This window comes from Nanchangia anserum (assembly GCF_015240065.1).
GTDB lineage: Bacteria > Actinomycetota > Actinomycetes > Actinomycetales > Actinomycetaceae > Nanchangia > Nanchangia anserum.
This window is the reverse complement of the sequence record NZ_CP060506.1, coordinates 526,263-547,096: the sequence shown is the minus strand read 5'-3', so window position 1 is coordinate 547,096 and position 20,834 is coordinate 526,263. Positions and strand designations below refer to the sequence as shown.

Here is a 20,834-nt window from a genome sequence, read left to right as displayed (position 1 = left end):
CGTCGCTTCGTGGGTGCTTCATTGTTCTTGGCCACGTCGCCAGGCTATCGACGCCCCCAAGGCAGATTTGGGCCTTTAGTGGCAGATCGAGCGCCACGGCAATCTCCAGGCGGCAAAACCCGCGAAATCTCGACATTCTCGCTACCTCTCAGCGCATCGCCACAACGGCGGTGAGCGGCCTCAGGCAGGCTCGCAGCGTTCACGGAAGGGGGACAATTCGCAACGCAAGCCTTCAATAATTCCGTGGCGTGGCTCACGCTGTCTCGCTGCCGATCGGTCCCACGCGCGAGCCGCTCCGCGCGCGCATGACGACCGCATCTTCGCGTGGATGGCGGTAGTACCCGCGCCGGCGCGCGATGATGCAAAACCCGCGCGAGCGATACAGCGCCTGCGCCGCCTCGTTGCTCGCACGTACCTCTAAGAAGATCTCGCGGATCCCCCGCGTCTCGGCCTCGTCGATGGCGGCGTCGAGGAGGGCTGCGCCGAGGCCGCGGCGGCGATGAGAGGCGGAGACGCCGAGGGTCGCGACGTCCGCTTGGTCGCCCCCGCGGGTCATGATGATGGCACCGATGCAGGCCTCGCCCTCGCGAGCGATTAACCCCCATCCGTCGGCGGAGGCTAGCACCTCGCCGAAGGCCTCGCTCCCCCAGGCTTCCCAGCCGAATACCTCGGCGTCGAGTGCGGCGAGGTCCTCGGCATCGGCCGGGGTGGCGGCAACGATCACCGGCGGTGACCCGGGTGGATGTCCGCCCCACGCAGATACAGCGGCTCTGTTCCCAGATCGGCCGGCGCAGCTCCCGCACGCTCGCGCGCGTAGGCAATGCGCGCGAGCGTGGCGGCCTCAACCCTGCCGGGTTCGCTCATGGCGGGCGGCAACTCGGCCGGATAGAGCGCCGCACCGGGTCCGGCGACAAGATCGTCGACGCCGATCGAGCGGGCGAGGACGCCGGGAGCCTCAACGACCGGCCCCCACACGCGTGCGACGTCGTTGGCACCCGCCGCCCGATAGGCGGCCGCATAGACCTCTTTGCGTCGGGCATCGGTCGCGACGACGACCGTGCGATCGGGATCGACGAGGTCGAGGGCGGCGCGTCCGAGAGCATCGATGCTCGCGATACCGACGACGTCGATGCCGAGTGCCCACGCCAGCGTGCGGGCGGTGACAAGGCCTGCGCGCAATCCCGTGAATGGGGCCGGCCCCGTGCCCACGACGACCCGATCGAGCCCGGCATCTGCGAGCCGGGAGTACCCGGCGTCGGCGACCACCTCGCGCACGCATTCGGCCAGGCGTTCGGAGTGGGCGCGGGGATCGTCGAAGCCACCGCTGGCCAGCGGAGTCGCCTCATCGGTATCGACGAGGGCGACGCTGGCTCCGACAGAAGTATCTAGGCACAGGTAACGCACGGGTCCACCCTAGTCCGGGTTATTCGGCCAGTGCCGCGACGATGGCCTCGGCGCGTTCCCCGACGGCATGCGCCGTCACCGTCCGCTCGCCCTCGTCCAGCCCGGCGAGGTCGACGGCGCCGTCGGAGGTCGTGATGGTCACACCGCTGGCCCGCTCGATCGCGATCTCGACACGCGTGGGCGACAGGGACTCGACGAGACCTTCGCCCCACTCGACGACGACCGCGTGCTCGCGCAGGGCCGTATCCAGGTCGAGGGTTTCGAGGTCCTCGCTAGAGGTGAGTCGATAGGCGTCGACGTGGACCAGCCCCGCGCCATCGCTCTGGCTGGGGTGGACACGAGCAACGATGAAGGTCGGCGACGCGACGGTGCCCGCTACCCCCATTCCCTCACCGAGGCCCTGCGTGAGCGTCGTCTTGCCGGCGCCCAGCGGGCCGGACAACATCACGAGGTCGCCAGCCACAAGCTGTTCCCCAAGTGCGCGACCACATGCACGCATGTCCTCGGCCGTCGCTATCCGGCGGGTGATTGTGGTCATGAATCTCCTCCTCCTACACCGGCGCGGCGAGTCGGCGCGCAACGCCCACCCCCATGCCGGTGAGGATCTCGTAGGGAATGGTCTGGGCCCACTCGGCCCACTCGGCGGCATCGGGACCCGCCCCACCGAGCACGTCGACGATATCGCCGACGCTGCCGAGTGGCTCGCGATCGGCCGACCCCAAGTCGATGACGAACTGGTCCATGCAGATGCGTCCCAGTTGGCGCACGCGGTGCCCGTTGACGCTCACCCATGCCTTGCCCGAGGCCAGGCGTGGGATGCCGTTGGCGTATCCCAGCGGCACGATGCCCAGCCATCGCGCCTCGTCCAGTCGCGCTAGGGCACCGTAGGAGATGCCGCGACCCGCGTCGACGCGTTTGACGAGCGTCAGGCGCGCCTCGACGCGTAGTGCCGGGCGCACTCCGGCGGGCATGGCAACGTCGGGAGAGGGCGCATAGCCGTATTGGGCGATGCCCCACCTCACCATGTCGTAGCGCGCGCCCGGATGAGCCAGCCCGCCGGCGGAGGCCGCCAGGTGTCGTATGCCGGCGCCAAGGCCGGCGGCCTTGACGACGGCGAGCGCCTCGTCGAACTCGCGCTGCTGCGCCGCCGTCGCCTCACGCCCCTCCACACCGGCCTCGTCGGCGCGCGCCAAGTGGGACCACACGCCCGCTACCTCACAGTGGCCGACCTCAACCGCCTGGGCAGCTGCCGCGACGAGCAACCGAAAATCGGCGGCGGTCGCGCCCCCGCGGGACATGCCCGTGTCGATCTTGAGGTGGATGCGTGCGACACGGCCACACTCGGCGGCCGCTGTCGCCGCGTACAGGACGTGCGAGACCTCACTGACGCTGACGTCGATGCCGGCACCGATGAGGAGCGGGAGCGAGTCGGGATCGTAGATCCACGTGAGGATGCGAACCTCGGTGCCGCTGCGCGCCGCCCACTCGGCCACCTGGAGCGCCTCGCTGCCCTGCGCCACGCCGAGCCAGCGCACGCCCGCGTCCACCGCGGCCTGGGCGACGACGTCGCGGCCGTGACCGTATCCGTTGGCCTTGATGACGCTCATTGACTCGGCCTCGCTCAAAGCATCGAGCGCCATGAGATTGGCGGTGATCGCGGCCGGGTCGACGATGATGCGCGCCGGCATCGACGCCATCGCCGAGTCGAGGTCACGCCCCGGTGTCGGCCACTCGGTTACGGAAAGCACACTCACCTAGCCAGCGTAGCGAAGGGGGCCGGCCGCGAGCGCGTGGCGAATGGCCTGCGGTACGGCGGCGATGATGTCGGTGGCGATGATCGGGGCGCCTGCCCCAATCGGTTCGACGTCTTCGGCCTGAACACTCAGGGCATCGACGGCGGCAGGCCTGTCGGGACGTAGCCCCGCTGCCAGGCGCGCCGCGGTGCCGTGGACCCACACGCCGGCGGCGATGCGACGCGCGAGATCGGCCTGCGTGAGCTCGGCGCCAGCCTGTTCACTCTGCGCCTGCGCGGCGGCGGCAACGGCAACGAGGATGCCCGCGAGGACGTCCCCCGATCCCGCGGTGCCCGCCCAGGCCGGGGCTTGGTGTTGGACGTAGGGAATCTCGCCGGGAGCGACGATGAGGGTTGCGGCTCCCTTGAGAACGACGATGGCACCCGTGCACTCAGTCAGGCGCGTCGCCCACCGCAGCGGTTCGGCCTCGACCTCGGCTCGTGAGATACCGCCGCGCTGAGATCCAGCCCCCAGGTGCGTGAGAAGCATCGCGGCCTCGCCCGCGTGCGGGGTGAGGACAGCCAACGGCCCGATCTCACCGCCGGGAAGCTGAGACACGAGCCGACGCCACGCCCGAAGCGCCCCCGCGTCGAGGACCATCGGCAGGTTGGCGGCGTGGGCCGTGCGCATGAGCTCGCCGGCCTGCTCGATTCTCGCGTCATCGCGCTCGGATAGTCCGGGTCCCAGAAGGCACGCCTGGAAGCGCCCGGGGGCACCGACGGCCTCGGGAACGCGGCTGAGCACGGCAAGCGACGCTTCCGCCGGACCCGAGTAGCGCACCATCCCCGCACCCGTTCGCGCGGCCGCCTCGACGCACATGACCCCGGTGAACGGATACTCCGTCGAGCCGGCGACAACCTGGGCGACGCCGCGGGTGTATTTGTGATCGCTAGGCCCCGGCACCGACCACGCGCAGCCGACGTCGCCGGCCCCGAGCGAGCGAGCGCGCTCGGGAGTCGAGATCGTCACCCCGAGATCGCACAGACGCACCTGACCGACGCTGTAGCTGGCGGGCGGCAGCACTGCCTGCGGTTTGAGTGCGCCCATGGTGACGGTGACATCCGCCGGCAGGTGCACCCCTGCGACGCTCCCGTCCTCCCCGCCGAGGCCCGAGGGCGTGTCGACCGCGACGACCAGGGGGCGGCGCGAGCGCTCACTCGTCCCCGGGCGATGACCGGTCTGGGGGCTTTGCCGTCGGGTGCGTCCCAACCGATCGCCGGCGTCCGCCAGTCCCGCCCGCACGAGAGTGACGACCGTCGCGAATGGTTCGCGCAACGCACCGCGCCCACCCGTGCCCACGAGTCCGTCGATGATGACGTCGCAGCCGATGACGGTGCGCGCCACGGCCTGGGCAACAGCGCGCGGGGATCGCGACAGATCGGGACGCACGAGGTGGACCCCGGCGTCCTCGGCGGCCTGGCACCCACGCGGGTGGGGCTCAGCGTGAAGGATGACGGCGTCACACTCGATCGCGGAACGCGCCAGCATCGCCACCGCGTACAGGGCATCGCCACCGTTGTCGCCGCCCCCGACGAGGGCAACGACGCGACCGGCCCTGGCAAGATCGCGGGCCGCGATGAGCTGAGCACAGGTCTCGGCCACCGCACCCGCCGCCTTCTTCATGACGTGGTCGAGGGGCGCGTGGGCGACGAGGTCGTATTCGGCTTGTCTGATCGTCGCGGTGTCGAATGCGCTGATCATGCGTGCCAGTCTAGGACAGCTGCGCTATTCGACGGTGACGGACTTGGCGAGGTTGCGCGGCTGGTCGACGTCGTAGCCCAGGTCCGTCGCCACCTGGGCGGCGAGCACCTGAAGCGGAATGACGGTGAGCAACGGCATGTACAGGGTCGGCGTTTGGGGCACGCGCACGAGAGTGTCCGCCCAGGCCTCGACGCTGGCGTCGCCCTCCTCGGCAATGACGATCGTCCGGGCACCGCGCGCGCGGACTTCCTGGATCGTCGAGACGACCTTGCGGTGGAGTTCGGGACGGCGCGGGGTCGGCACGATGACAACGACGGGAACCCCGGACTCGACCAGGGCGATCGGCCCGTGCTTGAGCTCGCCCGCGGCAAACCCTTCGGCGTGGACGTAGGCGATTTCCTTGAGCTTCAACGCGCCCTCAAGGGCGACGGGGAAACCGACGTGGCGCCCGATGAAGATGAACGAGGACGCCGAATGCGCGAGCTCGTGCGCGACCTCGACGACAGGATCGAGCTGGCCGAGCAGTCGCTCCATCTTGGCCGGGACCTCGGAGAGTTTCGCCAGGTAGTCGGCGATCTCGTCGCCATACTTGTTCCCACGCACCTGGGCGAGGTAGAGGCCGAGGATATAGCACGCGGTGACCTGGGCGGTGAAAGCCTTCGTCGAGGCCACGGCGATCTCGCGACCCGCGTGGGTGACCAGCACGGCGTCGGCTTCGCGCGCGATCGTCGATCCGGGGGTGTTGACGATCGCGAGCACCTTCGCGCCCTGTTCACGGGCGTGGCGAATGGCCTGGATCGTGTCCATCGTCTCGCCCGATTGGGAGATCGCGACGATGAGCGTCTTTTGCGACACGATGGGATCGCGGTAGCGAAACTCGCTGGCCAGCTCGACCTCGCACGGGATCCGGCACCAGTGTTCAATCGCGTAACGGGCGACCTGACCGGCGTAGGCCGAGGTGCCGCAGGCGATGACGATGATCTTGTCGACCTCGCGCAGCACGTGGGCGGGAATGCGCAGCTCGTCGAGGACGAGCAGCCCCGAGGCGTCCGTGCGTTCGCGCAGCGTCTCGGCGACGGCGCGGGGCTGCTCGTGGATCTCCTTGTCCATGAACGTCGCCCACTCCCCCTTCGACACGTCGTCCACGGCGAACGAATAGTCAAAGGGCGTCGCTTCCGCGGCGCTGCCGTCGGCGGCGACGATGCGGATGTCCTCGGCACCGACGAGAGCCACCTCGTCCTGGCCGATCTCCAGGCAGTCATCGGCCAGGTCGGCAAACGCCAGCGCGTCCGAGGACAGGTACGTGGCGTCTGCGCCGCGCCCGATCATGAGAGGCGAGGATCGCCGGGCGGCGGCGATCATCTCGGGGCAGCGCCCATCGAGCGCGAGGATGGTGAACGTGCCCTCGAGCCGGGGAACGAGTCGGACGAGGGCGCGCGCGAGTCGACCCGCCGCCGCTCGGTGTTCCTCAGCAATTCCCCGCGGGATCTCCACGTCCGGCGTCACCGCCGTCTCGTCGGTCTCGTCGTCAGCGACGGCGCACGCCAGGAGATGCGCGATCACCTCGGAGTCGGTGTCGGAGGCGAAGCGAATTCCGCGCTCGCTGAGTTCGGCGCGCAGGACCTCGGCATTTTCGATGATGCCGTTGTGGACGATCGCGATGTTGCCGTCGGCGCTGACGTGCGGGTGCGCGTTCGTATCGCTCGGCGAGCCGTGAGTGGCCCAGCGCGTGTGACCGATCGCGGCCCGCGCCACAGCCAGCGGATCGGCGTCCAGATCGGCGAGGAGATTCGCCAGTTTCCCTTCCTTCTTGCGCACCTGTAGGCCCGTTGCCGCAGCCACAGCGATGCCCGCCGAGTCGTAGCCGCGATATTCCAACCGCGCGAGCCCGTCGAGAACCACCTGTTGGGGGGTGGTCGATTCACCGCGCGCGACGCATCCAGCAATTCCACACATGGGGGTGATTTTTCCACGACTTCGCCCGCTCGTTCCACATGCGAGGCCCATCGGGTTCAGATTGGTCGCCGCGCCCCCGTACACTAAAGCGGGCGAGGGTGAAGGAGAACCAATGCCGCAGCGTGGGGACAAGCACACGGGATCCTTCTGGGAGAAATACAGTCGCGCCGAGTGGGCGAGATTGGCCCAGTCCACCCCGTATCCGCTCACCCAGGCCGACGTGACTAAGCTCGCGGCGCTGGGCGATCCCATCGGACCGGTCGAGGCCGACCAGATCTATCGTCCCCTTGCCCAGCTCCTCCAGATTCACTACACCCAGCACCACGACCTCGCCCGCTCGCGCTCGCGCTTTCTCGGTCGCCCCCGCGCCGACGCCCTCACGCCCTTCGTCATCGGGGTCGCCGGCTCGGTTGCCGTCGGCAAGTCAACGACGGCGCGGCTGCTCCAAGAGCTGCTGCGGCGCTGGCCGTCGACGCCACGCGTCGAACTGGTCACGACGGACGGGTTCCTCTATCCCAACGCCGAACTCGCCCGCCGCGGTATCGCCCACCGCAAGGGTTTTCCCGAGTCCTACGACCGGCGCACGTTTCTCCCGCTTCCTCGCCAACATCAAATCGGGCGTCGAGGTGACGCACGCGCCCGTGTATTCCCACGTCATCTACGACATCACCGATGAGGTGACGACGGTGCGCCGCCCCGACATCGTCATCATCGAGGGGCTCAACGTCTTGCAGCCGGCACGCCCCCACCGCGAGGCCTCCTCGGCCCTGGCCGTCTCCGACTTCTTCGATTTCTCGATCTATGTCGACGCTCGCCCCGCCGATATCGAGCAGTGGTACGTCGAGCGTTTCCTGCGACTGAAGCAGACGGCGTTTTTGGAACGCGACTCCTACTTCCGCCGCTACGCCGATATCAGCGACGACATCGCCCGCGATATCGCCCACAACATTTGGGCGTCGATCAATCTGCCCAACCTCGTCGACAACATCGCCCCGACGAGGTCGCGGGCCAACCTCATCTTGCGCAAGGGCCCCGACCACCACGTCCACCGCATTTTGCTGCGGAAAATCTGAGCCGCTTAGTCCTCGGGGACGATGGCGTGACCGGGCACCCACCGGTTGGCAACGAACAGGTCGGCAAACACGCCCAGCGTCGTCACGCCCGACATGATGCGGCGGGCGTACTGCGCCTGGTTGAGGGGGCCGCGTAGCGCCTCGAAGGCCATGGGGTGGCGCAGGCTGACGACTTGGCCGTAGGTGCGCGAGGCCGCCTCGAGCAGTCCCGTCGCCGCCAACGCCGCCCGCACGCGCGAGCGCGCCGAGGCCGGCGCCTGGCTCACGCGCGAGCCGAAGTAGTCCGCCGAGGAGCCCGTCACCTCGCTATAGACCTCGTTGGCCCAGCGAACGTAGGCCGCTCGCGAGGGGTCGATGAGGTCGACCGGGACGCGCATCCACTCGTCGACGACGTCGCGATCGAGCATGGGCAGCGCCCATTCGCAACCGAAGTGCTCGTAGGCGCGCATCGAGTTGTTAATGTACTTTGCCTGCCGCTCGACGACGTTGTAGGCGCCGACGACAAAGGCGCGATAGCGCGGGTCCTCGTCGCCCCACCACCGATCGAGGAAGGCGGCGATCTGCTCGCGAGGGCGAGCCGCGAGTTCGGCGTATTCCGGATGCGAGCGCAGCACGTAGTGGTGCTCGGCCAGTTCGGCGTGCAGCTGGCGCCTACTGAGGCGGCGTGTCGGCGAAAACGTCGGGTCATAACTGTCGTGATAGACCCCGACAATCGTGTGCCCGGGCAAGACGATCGCCCCGGGCTCCATGACGCCCGTGCGCGCGAGTTCACCCAGCGCATACCAGTCCTGGATGTGGGGCAGGGCCCGCCCCGACCACGTCGCGCGCAAAAAGTCCGCGGTGCTCGCCTCACTCCAGCGTCGGCGCGCCTGGTGCGGATCGATGGTGACTCCGTGCCAGGTAAAGCCCACGCCCTCGGCGATGCGTCGCGAGATCTCGACCTCGCGCGAGCCCGCGACCCGTAGGTGAACGTCGTGACATTCGCCGCGCCGAGCCGGCGCAGCAGAGCCACGAGCAGCCGCGAATCGGCTCCCCCCGACAGCGGAACGAGGAGCTGGCGGTCGCCCGCGAGCTCGAGCACCCGCCCGCACGCCTCTTCGATGCGGCGGCCGAAGCGGGCAAAATAGCGCTCTGCGCTCTCCTCTCGCGGCGTGGCGGCCTCCCGATCGACGGTGTAGTCGACGCGGAATCCGCTCGCGCTCAGCGTGATGATCTGGCCCGCAGACGCCCCGTGAATGCCCTCGACGAGGGTGTCGGTGCCGCTGACGAATCCCAGGTGTCGGAACTCCGCGGCCTGGCGATCGCCGCGAACGGCGCGCATGTGTGGCCACAGTGCCTCGCTCGTCGTCGCGATCACCCATGGAGAGGGATCGGATGCCGAGGCCCGGGGGTTGGGGTGAACAGAACGCTCGTGCGACACGCGATGTCGACCATGATGAGGGCGCGATCGGCCTGTTCGAGGACCGCCACCCACTGCCCCGGCTGGGACCGCGCCCACGCCGCGGGATCGGAGAGGTCAAGGTGAGTGGGTCTGAGCGCACGCAGGGACGGCAACCACCACAGCCGCCCGTGGGCAGTATCCAGGCATTGCCACGCGGACGCATCGGCAATCTTCACCGCACTCGACCTCCCCTCACCACTACCGGGCACACGACCTAGACGTTGAACTTAAATTCGACGACGTCGCCGTCGCGCATGACGTAGTCCTTGCCCTCCTGGCGGATCTTGCCCTTATCGCGGGCTTCGGCCAGCGAGCCGAGGGCGACCAATTCGTCGTAGCTAATGACGTCGGCCTTGATGAAGCCGCGCTGGAAGTCCGTGTGGATGACGCCGGCCGCCTGCGGGGCCGTCCAGCCCTTGCGGATCGTCCACGCCCGCGTCTCTTTTTCGCCGGCGGTGAGGAAGGTCTGCAAGCCCAGCGTGTCGAAGCCGACGCGGGCCAGCTTGTCGAGGCCCGACTCGTCTTGGCCGGCCTCGGCCAGCATCTCTCCGCCTCGTCGGCCTCGAGTTCGACGAGCTCCGCTTCAAACCGCCGTCGAGGAACACGGCTTCGGCCGGGGCAACGAGGTCGCGCAGGCGTTGCTGCGTGGCCTCGTCTTCCATTCCTTCGGCATCCATGTTGAAGACGTAAATGAACGGCTTGGCAGTCAGCAGCTGGAACTCGCGAACAATCTCGCGGTCGAGGGATCGGCAACCGACGAAATCACCTTGCCGTCCTCGAGGTAGGCCTGGCATGCCCGTGCTGTCTCGAGGACCTCCGGCTCGATCTTGCGTCCGCGCAGCTCCTTCTCGAGTCGTGGGATCGTCTTCTCGATCGTTTGCAGATCCGCCAGGACGAGCTCGGTCGAAATCGTCTCGATATCGGCAGCCGGATCGATGCACCCGTCCACGTGGACGACGTCGGGATCGGCAAAGACGCGGGTGACCTGGCAGATGGCATCGGCCTCGCGGATGTTAGCGAGGAACTGGTTGCCCAGTCCCTCGCCCTCGGAGGCACCACGCACGATGCCGGCGATATCGACGAAGCTCACCGTCGCGGGAACGACCTTCGCCGAGTGGAACATCTCGGCAAGCACGTCCAAGCGGCGATCGGGCAGATTGACGATGCCGACGTTGGGCTCAATCGTCGCGAACGGGTAATCGCCGCCAGCACGCTCGCGCGCGTCAACGCGTTAAAAATCGTCGATTTGCCGACATGGCAGACCGCAATACCAATCGTTAAAGCCACGCGCTCATCCTACTAGCGATCTCGCTGAGCAGCTCACCGATCGAGGCGTAGAACTCCTCCATCTTATTGACGACGAGGCCGATGGCGACGACGAGCGTGATGACGCACATTCCCAAGCCAAACCGCGCTTGAAGACTCGGGCGGCTGTGGCGGGCGCGCGAGCGAGCGGGGAACCCACACGAAGACCAACACGCACGAGGCGGCCACGATGATGCTCACCGTCAGCGTCCCACCCCATGAGGGAGAACGGTGTGGGGGCGTACGTCTCGGGCTTGTGCTCGGCAGTGACGTCACCGCCGACCTGAGGCGCTGCCTCTGCGCGACGTGATCGTGGTTGAGCTGCTTGCCCCACCACGTCATGATGAGCGGCAGCTCGCCCTTCCACTGCACCCAGTTTATGTCCGCCCGGGTGTGATATGGTGTAGATCCGATCGTCGGAATGCAGAGGTCCCGTCACGATCGTGTGGCGACGTTGACGGAATCCGGATCGGACTGCGTGCCCGACAGATACAGCCACACGGGGAACGCGCGCTCGCGCGCGAGCATGACGGACAGGGTGTTGGCCCGTCCCAGCTCCTTCGAGCCCTGACCCAAGGCCCAACCAGGGGTAGTCGTACCCCGACAGCACCCCTGCCGCACCCCAGATCCGGGTGAACGAGCGCGGTCCTGCCCGCGCAGTAGGCGCCCGAGGAGATCCCCATGACGAGCCAGTTGGCCCGCTCAGTTGCGACGTTGGGGAACTGCGTGCGGATCATCGTCGGAATATCGACCGAGAGCCACTTCTGGGCCTGCGGCTTTCCGGGAATGTCCGCGCACGAGGGGGACCGCGGCGAGGTTGACCTCGGGACGACAAAAATCGAGGGTGGGATGACCTTGCGGTCGATCAGGTCTTGCAACTGGCGGCGCGCATCCAGTGACTCGATGACACCCTGGGGCGAACCCGGCGACCCGTGGAGAAACACGATGACGGAATAGCGTTGCTTATCCGTGGGCGAATATCCGCGCGGGGTCCACACCCGAACGAGCTCGGTCGCCTTCGACGTCGGCCCGGTCCACTTCGCCGAGCGCACGCCCCCGCCCTCGTCGTGCCAGTCGGGATTCCACTTTGCCCGCTCGGCCGACGACGAGCGCACGGGAGCCGTCGACGTCGGCAACTCAGTGAGCGGCCCCAATGACGCGGCCGGGGCGGGCGTCGGCGGCGTGCCGACCTCTGCCGGGCTGAGGTCGTCGGTGTGGCTGGGGCTCACCAACCGCATGAGGTCCCCCGGATCCGACACGTAGCCCATGGGTCGGTTGATCGTGAGCCCGATGGCGCACACGAGGCACACACACGTGAGCACGACAGCGCCGAGACGCCCGATCCACGCCCACCGGCCGACACGTCCGAACACCCAGATGCCGCCGGCAAAGACGAGACACACGACGACCCACGAGACGATGACTGTTGTCAGAGATGTCAGCATGATCAGCAGGTGTGCTCGGGGCCGTTTTGGCGGCGGTGGGCGCGCGGCGGCACCGCACCGGTGTCGATGAGGTCGGCGCGCAGGTTCTTCGGCAGAGAGAACGTCACCGTCTCGGTCGCCGTGCGCACCTCTTCGACGTCAGTGAATCCCCACGTCGCCAACACGTCGATGACGTCGCGCACGAGGATCTCGGGCACGGATGCGCCCGAGGTCAAGCCCAGCGTCGTCGCATCCGCAAACCACTCTTCGCGCAGCTCGTCGGCCTTGTCGATCCGATAGGCCTGGCGGGCGCCGGCCTCAAGGGCAACCTCCTTTAGGCGCACGGAATTCGACGAATTCGCCGAGCCAACGACGATCATGACGTCGCACCGCGCGCCGATCTCCTTGACCGCGCCCTGACGGTTCTGAGTCGCGTAGCAGATGTCGTCCGAGGGCGGATCTTGCAGCTGAGGAAACCGCTCGCGCAGCCGCTTGACGGTTTCCATCGTCTCGTCCAGCGACAGCGTCGTCTGCGAGATCCACACGACCTTTTCCGGGTCGCGCACGACGACCGAGTCGACCTCGTCGGGTGACCCGACGATCTGAATGTGCTCGGGGGCTTCACCCTGGGTGCCCTCGACCTCCTCGTGGCCGGCATGGCCGACGAGGATGATGTCGTAGTCGGCCCGGGCAAAGCGCGTCGCCTCGCGGTGAACCTTCGTGACGAGCGGGCACGTCGCATCGATCGTGCGCAGCTGGCGAGCCTGGGCCGCCTCGTGCACCTGCGGGGAGACGCCGTGGGCCGAGAAGACGACGCGGGCCCCGCGCGGAACCTCGTCGGTCTCGGAGACGAAGACCGCGCCCTTGGCGCTCAGCGATTCGACGACGAACTTGTTATGAACGATCTCCTTGCGCACGTATACCGGCGGCCCATACAGCTCCAGGGCTTTCTCGACGGCGTCAACGGCACGGTCGACGCCCGCACAATATCCGCGCGGCGCAGCGAGGAGGATCTTTCGCCCACCGCCACTTACTCGCTCCATCGTTCTCCTTTACCCCGTGTCCGCTCCACGCGGACGTGATTTCCCCACTCTAGACGCATGCGCGACGCATGCACGCTGTGACGTGCGTGTTGAGCCGATCGCGCGGCGGTTAGGATGGGCCGCGTGCCCAGCCAGTCTGTTGCCCCAACCGCCGCGGCCACCACGCGCGATAATCCGTGGCCGCTGTCGCTGCTGACGACGAATATCGAACGCGTCGTTCACCGGATGTCCGAGATGTGGGTGAGCGGCCAGGTCGTCGAGTACCAGCGGCGCCCGGCGACGCGGCTGGCCTTTTTTGTCCTGCGCGACCTCCACGCCGACACCTCAATGAGCGTCAGCTGCTTCCCCGGCATCATCGATAGCCTGGGGCCGGCGTTTTGCGAGGGCGCGTCCGTCGTCATCAAGTGTCGGCCCAATTTCTGGAAGGGCAAGGGCACGCTGTCGCTGCGAGCCAGCGACATTCACATCGCCGGCATCGGCTCGCTGCTGGCCGACATCGAAAAGCTGCGGGCGCGCCTGCGCGAGGAGGGGCTTTTTGCCGCCGAACGCAAACGCCCGCTGCCGTTCTTGCCCAGGCGCGTCGGCCTCATCTGCGGCTCGAACGCCAAGGCCCGCCACGACGTCGAGGTCAACGCATCCGCGCGGTGGCCGGGACTGGCATTTTGCGTGCGTGAAGTCGCCATTCAGGGGCCGCGCTGCGTCGCCGAGGTCTCGGCTGCCCTGCGTGAACTCGACGGCCTCGATGACGTCGACGTCATCGTCATCGCCCGCGGCGGCGGAGCCGTTGAGGACCTGTTGCCGTTTTCCGACGAACACCTCGTTCGCGCCGTCGCGGCCGCGCGCACCCCGGTCGTCTCGGCCATCGGGCACGAATCCGATGCTCCCCTGCTCGACTACGTGGCCGACTATCGCGCCTCAACTCCCACCGACGCCGCCCGCCGGATCGTTCCCGATCTCGCCGAGGAAACCGCTGTGCTGCGGGAGGCGCGCCAGCGTTGCCTCGCCGTCGTTCGCACGACGCTCGAGCGCGAGCGCACCGGACTCAGCGACATGCGCTCACGTCGCGTCATGTCCTCGCCGGCGGCGCTGCTCAATCCGCACCGCGAGCGCCTCGACGTCTCGCGCCACCATCTGCGCCAAGCCCAGGTCGGCCGCCTCGAAGGCGAGAGCGCCCGACTGCGCGGGGCGCGCGAGACGCTGCGGGCGCTGTCGCCGCGCGCGGTCATGGAGCGCGGGTATGCGATCGTTCGCGCCCCCAATCGCCAAATTGTCCACTCGGTTGCCGACGTCTCCAAGGGCGACCTCATCGAACTGCTATTTGCCGACGGTTCGGGCGTCGCCCAGGTCGCCGGCACTCGCGCCACGACGATACAGAAGGAAGAGAGCTAAGGATGCCTGCCGATACCCCTCGCCCCGTTGCCGAACTCAGTTACGAGGAGGCTCGCGCCGAACTCGTCAACACAGTGCGCACGCTCGAGACCGGACAGGCCCCGCTCGAGGCCTCAATGGAGATGTGGGAGCGCGGCGAGGAACTTGCCCAGCATTGCCAGGCGATCCTCGACGCTGCCCAGGCGCGCATCGACCGTGCGCGTGGCACCGAGGCCGACACCGAGGACTAGCGGCCCATGCGCCGCTCGCGCTGGGAGTAGTCGCGCAGGGCTCGCAGAAAGTCGACGCGGCGGAAGTCGGGCCAGTAGGCCTCGCAAAAGTAGAACTCCGAGTGGGCCGATTGCCACAGCAGAAATCCGGATAGGCGCTGCTCCCCCGACGTGCGGATGACGAGATCGGGATCGGGCTGCCCCTTGGTGTACAGGTGCGCGGTAATGTCGGCTACGCTCAGGTGGGCGGCGACGTCGGCCAGGCTCGATCCGGCGCGCTCGCCCTCGTGGAGGATCTCGCGCACGGCGTCGACGATCTCCTCGCGGCCGCCGTAGCCGACGGCGACGTTGACGTGCAGCCCGTCAACGTCGGCGCTGGCCGCTTCGGCCGCGTCGAGGCGGCGGCGAACGCCCTCGGGAAGCAAGCTGCGATCACCGACGATGCGCAGCCGCCACCGCCGGGCAGTGGCCAACTTGTCGACGGCGTCGCAGATAATCGCCATGAGGTCATCGAGTTCACGGTCGGAGCGCTTGAGGTTGTCGGTCGAAAGCATCCACAAGGTGACGACCTCGCAGCCGACTTCTTCAGCCCAGCAGAGGAATTCGCTGATCTTGCCCGCCCCCTTGCGGTGGCCCTGAGCCGGCCCAGCCCCCATCGACTTGGCCCACCGGCGATTGCCGTCGAGGATGACCCCGATATGGCGCGGCGTCGATGCCGCGTCGAGGGCGCGCACGAGGCGGCGCTCGTAGAGCTGGTAGAGCACCGCGGGAGAGAAAAACGCCACGAAACCCTCCTCAATAGAACCACTGCCGTTACGGCTTAGGCTACAAGGTTCACCCGGGCCGGGCAGGTGGCGGCGAACGCAATTGACGCCCCGCTCAGCCTACGCTAGCGTAACTTACGCATCGGTAAGTTGATGGAAGGAATGGCGATGTCCTCCACGGCACCCACCTACACGTCCTCCACACCCACGTCCCTCCCCCTCACCAAACCGCTGCTGCGTGGCTGGATCCATCTGGGCGTCACCCCGTTGGCACTCGCGGCTTCCATCGTTCTCACGGCCCTGGCTCCGACGAGCTCTACCCGCCTGGCTTCCGCCGTCTTCCTCGTCTGTTCGCTGTTGCTGTTCGGCGTCTCGGCACTCTACCACCGCGTCAACTGGTCGCCGCGCGCTCACACCGTGCTGCGCCGCCTCGACCACTCGAACATCTTCCTTCTCATTGCCGGCACCTACACGCCGATCTCGATCGGCGTCTTGCGCCCGCACGACGCCACCGTCCTCCTCAGCGTCATCTGGATCGGCGCGGCGGCGGGAATCGCGCTGTCGCTGGGCTGGCCGAACGCCCCGCGGTGGCTATACGTCCCTATCTACATCGTGCTGGGGTGGATGGCGCTGTTCTACATGGCCGAGCTGGTCACCCGCGGCGGGTGGGCCATGGTGTGGCTACTTATCGCCGGGGGCCTGTGCTACACCCTGGGTGCCGTCGTCTACGGCTTCAAGCGCCCCAACCCCTGGCCGCGCGTCTTCGGGTTCCACGAGATCTTTCACCTGGGCACCGTGGCCGGGTGGGTGTGCTGCTGCATCGCCGCTTATATGGCGGTCCTCTAGCTCCCGCGCCGCATCCGTCGCACGCTGCTATAGTTGCCCACGTCCGGCACCGCTTGGGGCAGCCCAGCGGTGCCTTTTCACACGACCAAGGAGGCAGCATGGCCGACACGACATGGCTCACGCAGGACGCCTATGATCGCCTGCAGGCCGAGTTGACCGAACTCATCGAGGTTGAGCGTCCCGCGATTGCCAAGCGCATTGACGAGGCGCGCCAGGAGGGCGACCTCAAGGAAAACGGCGGCTACCACGCCGCGCGCGAGCAGCAATCGTGGAACGAGACCCGCATCCAGCAGCTTGAGGAATTGCTCGAGAACGCTCAGGTGGGCCAGACCCCGGACGACGACGGCATCGTTGAGCCCGGCATGGTCGTCACCGCGACGATTGCCGGACGCGAGAAGACGTTCCTCATGGGCACGCGCGAGGCCGGGATCGGCATCGACCTCGAGGTCTTCTCCCCCGACGCCCCGATGGGCCAGGCCATCCTCGGCCACAAGGTCGGCGACGAGGTGACGTACGAGGCTCCCAACGGCAAGGACATCCGCGTCGTCATCACCGACGCCAAGCCCTACGCCGGCTAACCCACAGCGAAAAGCGGGGCGCCGGGTCGATTGATTCGACCCGGCGCCCCGCTGTATGTCTAGTCCTCCTCGACGTCGCGCGGACTCCTCGAGGGTTCCTCGGCATGGCGGGCACCCTGGATCGCCTCGTCGGCCTCGTGGGGCAGCGGCTTGGCCGAGGACGGCAGGCCCGCGCTTTCACCGCCATCATCGAACTCGGCGAGTTGATCCTGAACTTCCTTCTGCGTCTTGCCCGCGGCCACCCGCGAGGCCTCAGCGGCCTCGAAGGTCCCGTTATCGCGCGCGATCTCGCGCGCCTTGAGGGCGCTGGCGAGGTTGGCGGCGTCCGGCCGGGCGGCCTCGGCCATTTCCTCGGCCAACGTCCCCGGGGCACCGCCGGGACGATCGCGGTCGTAACGCAGGCGCAGGTACTTGTCGTAGCCCTTGAGGTAGAGCACCGTCGTGTTACAAAACGCCAGCATCGGCACGGCGAAGACGGCCCCGACGATGCCGGCGAGGTAGCCACCGGCCGCCACGGCCAACAAAACCGCCACCGGGTGGAGGCTGACGGCCGAGGACATGAGGAACGGATGGAGGAAGTTCGATTCGAGCTGCTGAACGACGAGGATGACGATGACCATCGCCAACGCCGTACCCGGCCCCTGCGTGACCATGGCGATCGCCACGGCGATGACGCCGGTCGAAACCGCACCGACGATGGGGACGAACGAGGCAAAGAACACGAGAACGGCGATGGGCACAGCCATGGAACGTCGAACAGCCACGCGCCCAGCCCGATGCCGACGGCGTCGATCGCGGCGACGAGCATCTGGGTGCGCACGTAGGATCCCAGCGTCACCCACCCGCGAATCGCCGCCTCATTCAGTGGCGAGCGCGACGCGACCGGGAGGAGCCGCAGCATCCAATGCCACATCTTGCGACCGTCCTTGAGGAAGAAGAACGTGCAGAACAGGCACATGAGGACGCCGGTGAGCAGGTTCGTCGTTGCCGAGACCGCGCCGAGCGCACCCGACGCTAGCCGCGAGGAGTTCTGCTCGACCCACGTGCTCAGCTGCGCCTGGATGTTATACCAGCCCTCGCGCACGACGCTGGCGTCGATCTTCGCCGGGCTGGCCGTGACGATGGCGTTGACGACCTGGTCGATACCGCCGCGAGCCTGCTGGATGAGGACGGGGATGTTCGTAATGATCTGGGTCGATGCCAGCCCCGCCAGCCCGATGACGATGACGAGTCCGAGCACGAGCGCGATCGCAGCACCCAGGGTCCGCGGCAGGCGCAGCGTCTTCGTCAGCAGGTTGAGCAGCGGCTCGAGAAGGACGGATAGCAGCACGGCGATGAGAGCGGGAACGATGACGACCTGCATGTGCACGACGGCGAAGCCAAGGCCGGCCGCCGCGACGCCAAGGATGATGAGGCGCCACGCCCAGGCCGCGGCGACGCGTAGGGTCCACGGCACCGATTCCGACACATCGCCGTGATCGGCCTCGTTGATCTCGAGCAGATCGGCCGGCGGGTCAGCGTGTTCTTCGGGTTCGGGGACCAGCCGGTGAAGTAGGGAGCGCCACCCGGCGCGTTTCGCGGTGTCCTCTGCCATCAGTCCTATCCGTTTCCTCGGGAACCTCTGCCACTTAGCCTAGCGGCCACGCTCGGTCGCACCTATCCCGCACCCGCTCCCTGTGGCACGCTTGAGGCAGACGAGAAAGGACCATCCATGACGTATCGCCCCGCCCCACACGTCGTCCTCGGCACCCGCATTGACGACGCCCCTGCCTCCTGCCGCATCCTCGACGTCGCTATGGGATGTTTCTGGGGTGCGGAGAGGGCCTTTTGGACGCTGCCTGGCGTGTATTGCACGGCCGTCGGGTATGAGGGCGGCCACCTCGCCAACCCCACCTACCGGGATGTGTGCCGGGGCGACACCGGTCACGCAGAAACGGTGCGCATCGTCTTCGACCCCGCCCAGATCACGACGACCGAACTGCTTCAGGTGTTTTTCGACAATCACGACCCGACACAGGGGCTGCGCCAGGGCAACGATGTCGGGCCGCAGTATCGCTCGATGATCTTCGCCTCCACCGAGGCCGACGCCGCCACGGCGTCAGGCGCGCGCGAGCGCTTCGCACAGGCCCTTGCGGCTCGGGGATTCCCCGCCGTCACCACCGAGGTGTGCGGTCCCGACCCCAACCGGACCTTCTGGTTGGCCGAAGACGATCACCAGCAATACCTGGCGAAGAATCCTCTCGGCTACTGCGGGCTCCGTGGCACCGGCGTCAGCTGCGCCCTTAGCGAACGAGACGCGAATATTCCAGACCCGTCTCGGGATCGCTGAGGCTCATCCCATCCAGCGTGAAGCCGTTGAGGCGGAGGAAACGACGGATCGTCCGATCGTCGCGCCACACCCACGCCTGGACAGGGCCGCGGTCGGCGACGACGAAATCGAGGAGGCGCTGATAGAGGTCGTCGGTGGCGAAGTCGGGCAGAACCCCGAAATAGAACAGTTCGCGCTCGCGCGCCGCCAGTTCACCCGAACGATCGTTTCGCCCCACCGGCGCCATCGCGCAGATACCGACGACGCGACGATGAGTGAGCGCGAGCGCGATGCGCGTGCCGTGGAGCGGCGACAGGAAAATGTCGTGCCAGCGCTGGACCTCGGCTTCTTCACCATGGTCGCGCCAATACGCGTCGTCGACCCGATCGCCCAGGTGGTGACGGGCGATGAGGGCGGCAGCCATGCCCGCACCGGCGGCATCGGTGAGAGCGGGGCGGCGAACGATGATGGTCATGTTTCTCCTGCCCGGTGTCGGCATCGCCGTGAGGTCGAGCGCCGACGCGGTGAGCGTGGGACTAATTCGACATGATCCGCAGGTACTGCAGCAGTCGCAGAAGCTCCGTGTAGAGCCACACGAGGGTGACGATGAGACCGAAGGCACACGTCCACGCGACTTCACGCGGCATCCCGGCCTGGACGCAGCGCTCGGCGACGTCGAAGTCGGAAATCAACGACATGACGGCGAGGACGAGGGCAATGAGACCGACGACGAGGCCGAGCGGGAATCCCATGATCGTCTGGGTGCCCAGCGGTGAGCCGGTGAGGCCGGTGAGCTGGAGCAACGCGGAAGCGCCGTAGTAGACCATGAGTCCGATCAAGCCGATGCTGAGCATGCGTCGCAGCTTCGGGCTGGAGCGCACGATGCGCATCTTGTAGGCCACGAGCGTCACGGCAAAGACGCACAGCGTCGCCACGACGGCCTGGATTGCGATGCCCGGGTAGACCAGATCGATGAACGCGCTAAGCGCGCCGAGGAGGACCCCCTCGGCCACCGCGTAGGCGACGATGAGAGCCGGCGAGGGCCGCTTCTTGACCGAGTTGACGATGCCGAGGACGAGCCCGATCACGAGACCGCCCATGAGCAGGGTCAGGGAGAGGCGCGGAGCCACCGCCGCCGTGTGCCAGGCGAGCGCCGCCGCCGCCACGAGCGCCAGAAAGAGGCCGCCCGTGCGCATGATGATGTCGTCGATGCTCACGCGGCCGCGATCGACGTTATCGGCCGGGCGCGACGCGTAGACCTGCTCGAAGTGGGAGAAATCGTCGGAGCCGGTGTGCAGATCCGGGACGGGGCCGCGCCCGGGGGTGTAGCCCGGCATCGTCGGGTAGCCCGCCGGCGTGCGTGAACGCGATTGGGTCTCGAGTGTCGTCATCACGGGATTCGCCATAGTGGGCTCTCCTTCGGTCGTGCTCGGCTGCTGCCAGTCTAGTTGCCCAAGCCCATCTTCATCGAGGGGTGCTGTACCCCCAGTCGGGCTCGAACCGACACTTGACCGATTTTAAGTCGGTTGCCTCTACCGATTGGGCTATGGGGGCGCGCCTCTAGTGTCGCCGCTTTGCCCCTACCAGGCAAATGCCCCGG

General features: G+C 67.6%; 18 protein-coding genes, 1 tRNA gene and 3 pseudogenes. 6 read left to right on the top strand and 16 right to left on the bottom strand.

Going from position 1 to position 20,834, the window contains the following annotated elements; translation table 11 throughout:
• Nucleotides 1–253: 253 nt before the first annotated feature.
• Genes rimI through glmS form a run of 6 tightly spaced genes read right to left on the bottom strand, consistent with a single transcriptional unit; the run spans nucleotide 254 to nucleotide 6,854 of the window.
• A complete protein-coding gene (gene rimI, locus H8R18_RS02510; RefSeq protein ID WP_191072065.1) occupies nucleotides 254–724 on the bottom strand; it encodes a ribosomal protein S18-alanine N-acetyltransferase in 471 nt (156 codons plus the stop codon).
• Nucleotides 721–1,404, bottom strand: coding sequence for a tRNA (adenosine(37)-N6)-threonylcarbamoyltransferase complex dimerization subunit type 1 TsaB (tsaB, locus tag H8R18_RS02505; RefSeq protein WP_191072066.1), 684 nt, complete (start codon nucleotides 1,402–1,404; stop codon nucleotides 721–723). The genes rimI and tsaB overlap by 4 nt, the downstream gene beginning before the upstream one ends.
• A 19-nt stretch (nucleotides 1,405–1,423) precedes the next feature.
• Nucleotides 1,424–1,942, bottom strand: a complete 519-nt coding sequence (gene tsaE, locus H8R18_RS02500) for a tRNA (adenosine(37)-N6)-threonylcarbamoyltransferase complex ATPase subunit type 1 TsaE (RefSeq protein ID WP_191072067.1) — start codon at nucleotides 1,940–1,942, stop codon at nucleotides 1,424–1,426.
• 13 nt (nucleotides 1,943–1,955) lie between these two features.
• Nucleotides 1,956–3,158: an alanine racemase gene (alr, locus tag H8R18_RS02495; protein WP_191072068.1), complete on the bottom strand. Its 1,203-nt coding sequence runs from the start codon at nucleotides 3,156–3,158 to the stop codon at nucleotides 1,956–1,958.
• Nucleotides 3,159–4,898, bottom strand: a complete 1,740-nt coding sequence (locus tag H8R18_RS02490) for a bifunctional ADP-dependent NAD(P)H-hydrate dehydratase/NAD(P)H-hydrate epimerase (RefSeq protein ID WP_191072069.1) — start codon at nucleotides 4,896–4,898, stop codon at nucleotides 3,159–3,161.
• Between the two features lie 24 nt (nucleotides 4,899–4,922).
• On the bottom strand, nucleotides 4,923–6,854 hold the full coding sequence (gene glmS / locus H8R18_RS02485) for a glutamine--fructose-6-phosphate transaminase (isomerizing) (RefSeq protein WP_191072070.1): 1,932 nt from the start codon (nucleotides 6,852–6,854) through the stop codon (nucleotides 4,923–4,925).
• 112 nt (nucleotides 6,855–6,966) lie between these two features.
• On the opposite strand from glmS, the pseudogene coaA reads away from it, so the two are divergent.
• Nucleotides 6,967–7,927, top strand: a pseudogene (gene coaA / locus H8R18_RS09870) (type I pantothenate kinase).
• Between the two features lie 5 nt (nucleotides 7,928–7,932).
• Here coaA and H8R18_RS02475 read toward each other — a convergent pair.
• The 5 genes and pseudogenes from H8R18_RS02475 to H8R18_RS02455 all read right to left on the bottom strand — a co-directional run bounded on the left by H8R18_RS02475 (nucleotide 7,933) and on the right by H8R18_RS02455 (nucleotide 13,140).
• Nucleotides 7,933–8,838 (bottom strand): hypothetical protein, encoded by a 906-nt coding sequence (locus H8R18_RS02475; protein WP_194189360.1) that lies wholly within the window; start codon nucleotides 8,836–8,838, stop codon nucleotides 7,933–7,935.
• A gap of 442 nt (nucleotides 8,839–9,280) precedes the next feature.
• Complete coding sequence (locus tag H8R18_RS02470) at nucleotides 9,281–9,544, bottom strand: hypothetical protein (RefSeq protein ID WP_194189359.1); 264 nt, start codon at nucleotides 9,542–9,544, stop codon at nucleotides 9,281–9,283.
• A 38-nt stretch (nucleotides 9,545–9,582) separates the two neighbouring features.
• A pseudogene (ychF, locus tag H8R18_RS02465) lies at nucleotides 9,583–10,655 on the bottom strand (redox-regulated ATPase YchF).
• 395 nt (nucleotides 10,656–11,050) lie between these two features.
• On the bottom strand, nucleotides 11,051–12,118 hold the full coding sequence (locus H8R18_RS02460) for an alpha/beta hydrolase (RefSeq protein ID WP_194189358.1): 1,068 nt from the start codon (nucleotides 12,116–12,118) through the stop codon (nucleotides 11,051–11,053).
• A 2-nt stretch (nucleotides 12,119–12,120) separates the two neighbouring features.
• Nucleotides 12,121–13,140: a 4-hydroxy-3-methylbut-2-enyl diphosphate reductase gene (locus tag H8R18_RS02455; RefSeq protein WP_191072075.1), complete on the bottom strand. Its 1,020-nt coding sequence runs from the start codon at nucleotides 13,138–13,140 to the stop codon at nucleotides 12,121–12,123.
• A 114-nt stretch (nucleotides 13,141–13,254) separates the two neighbouring features.
• Here H8R18_RS02455 and xseA point away from each other — a divergent pair, with 114 nt between their 5' ends.
• Nucleotides 13,255–14,529, top strand: coding sequence for an exodeoxyribonuclease VII large subunit (gene xseA / locus H8R18_RS02450; RefSeq protein ID WP_191072076.1), 1,275 nt, complete (start codon nucleotides 13,255–13,257; stop codon nucleotides 14,527–14,529).
• Between the two features lie 2 nt (nucleotides 14,530–14,531).
• Complete coding sequence (locus tag H8R18_RS02445) at nucleotides 14,532–14,759, top strand: exodeoxyribonuclease VII small subunit (RefSeq protein WP_191072077.1); 228 nt, start codon at nucleotides 14,532–14,534, stop codon at nucleotides 14,757–14,759.
• On the opposite strand, the gene H8R18_RS02440 is transcribed toward H8R18_RS02445, so the two are convergent.
• On the bottom strand, nucleotides 14,756–15,523 hold the full coding sequence (locus H8R18_RS02440; protein WP_191072078.1) for an isoprenyl transferase: 768 nt from the start codon (nucleotides 15,521–15,523) through the stop codon (nucleotides 14,756–14,758). The genes H8R18_RS02445 and H8R18_RS02440 overlap by 4 nt on opposite strands.
• 147 nt (nucleotides 15,524–15,670) lie before the next feature.
• On the opposite strand from H8R18_RS02440, the gene trhA reads away from it, so the two are divergent.
• Both trhA and greA read left to right on the top strand, forming a co-directional pair.
• Complete coding sequence (gene trhA / locus H8R18_RS02435; RefSeq protein WP_191072079.1) at nucleotides 15,671–16,348, top strand: PAQR family membrane homeostasis protein TrhA; 678 nt, start codon at nucleotides 15,671–15,673, stop codon at nucleotides 16,346–16,348.
• 98 nt (nucleotides 16,349–16,446) lie between these two features.
• Nucleotides 16,447–16,926 (top strand): transcription elongation factor GreA, encoded by a 480-nt coding sequence (gene greA / locus H8R18_RS02430; protein WP_191072080.1) that lies wholly within the window; start codon nucleotides 16,447–16,449, stop codon nucleotides 16,924–16,926.
• A gap of 59 nt (nucleotides 16,927–16,985) precedes the next feature.
• Here the strand turns inward: greA and H8R18_RS09075 are convergent.
• Nucleotides 16,986–18,289: pseudogene (locus H8R18_RS09075) on the bottom strand (AI-2E family transporter).
• A 348-nt stretch (nucleotides 18,290–18,637) separates the two neighbouring features.
• On the opposite strand from H8R18_RS09075, the gene msrA reads away from it, so the two are divergent.
• Nucleotides 18,638–19,255: a peptide-methionine (S)-S-oxide reductase MsrA gene (gene msrA / locus H8R18_RS02415; RefSeq protein WP_191072082.1), complete on the top strand. Its 618-nt coding sequence runs from the start codon at nucleotides 18,638–18,640 to the stop codon at nucleotides 19,253–19,255.
• On the opposite strand, the gene H8R18_RS02410 is transcribed toward msrA, so the two are convergent.
• From H8R18_RS02410 to H8R18_RS02400, 3 genes are all read right to left on the bottom strand, one after another.
• Complete coding sequence (locus H8R18_RS02410) at nucleotides 19,209–19,709, bottom strand: hypothetical protein (RefSeq protein WP_191072083.1); 501 nt, start codon at nucleotides 19,707–19,709, stop codon at nucleotides 19,209–19,211. The genes msrA and H8R18_RS02410 overlap by 47 nt on opposite strands.
• 61 nt (nucleotides 19,710–19,770) lie before the next feature.
• Nucleotides 19,771–20,640: a Bax inhibitor-1/YccA family protein gene (locus H8R18_RS02405; protein ID WP_191072084.1), complete on the bottom strand. Its 870-nt coding sequence runs from the start codon at nucleotides 20,638–20,640 to the stop codon at nucleotides 19,771–19,773.
• Nucleotides 20,641–20,714: 74 nt separating this feature from the next.
• Nucleotides 20,715–20,788 (bottom strand) — tRNA-Leu (locus H8R18_RS02400).
• Between the last annotated feature and the right edge of the window lie 46 nt (nucleotides 20,789–20,834).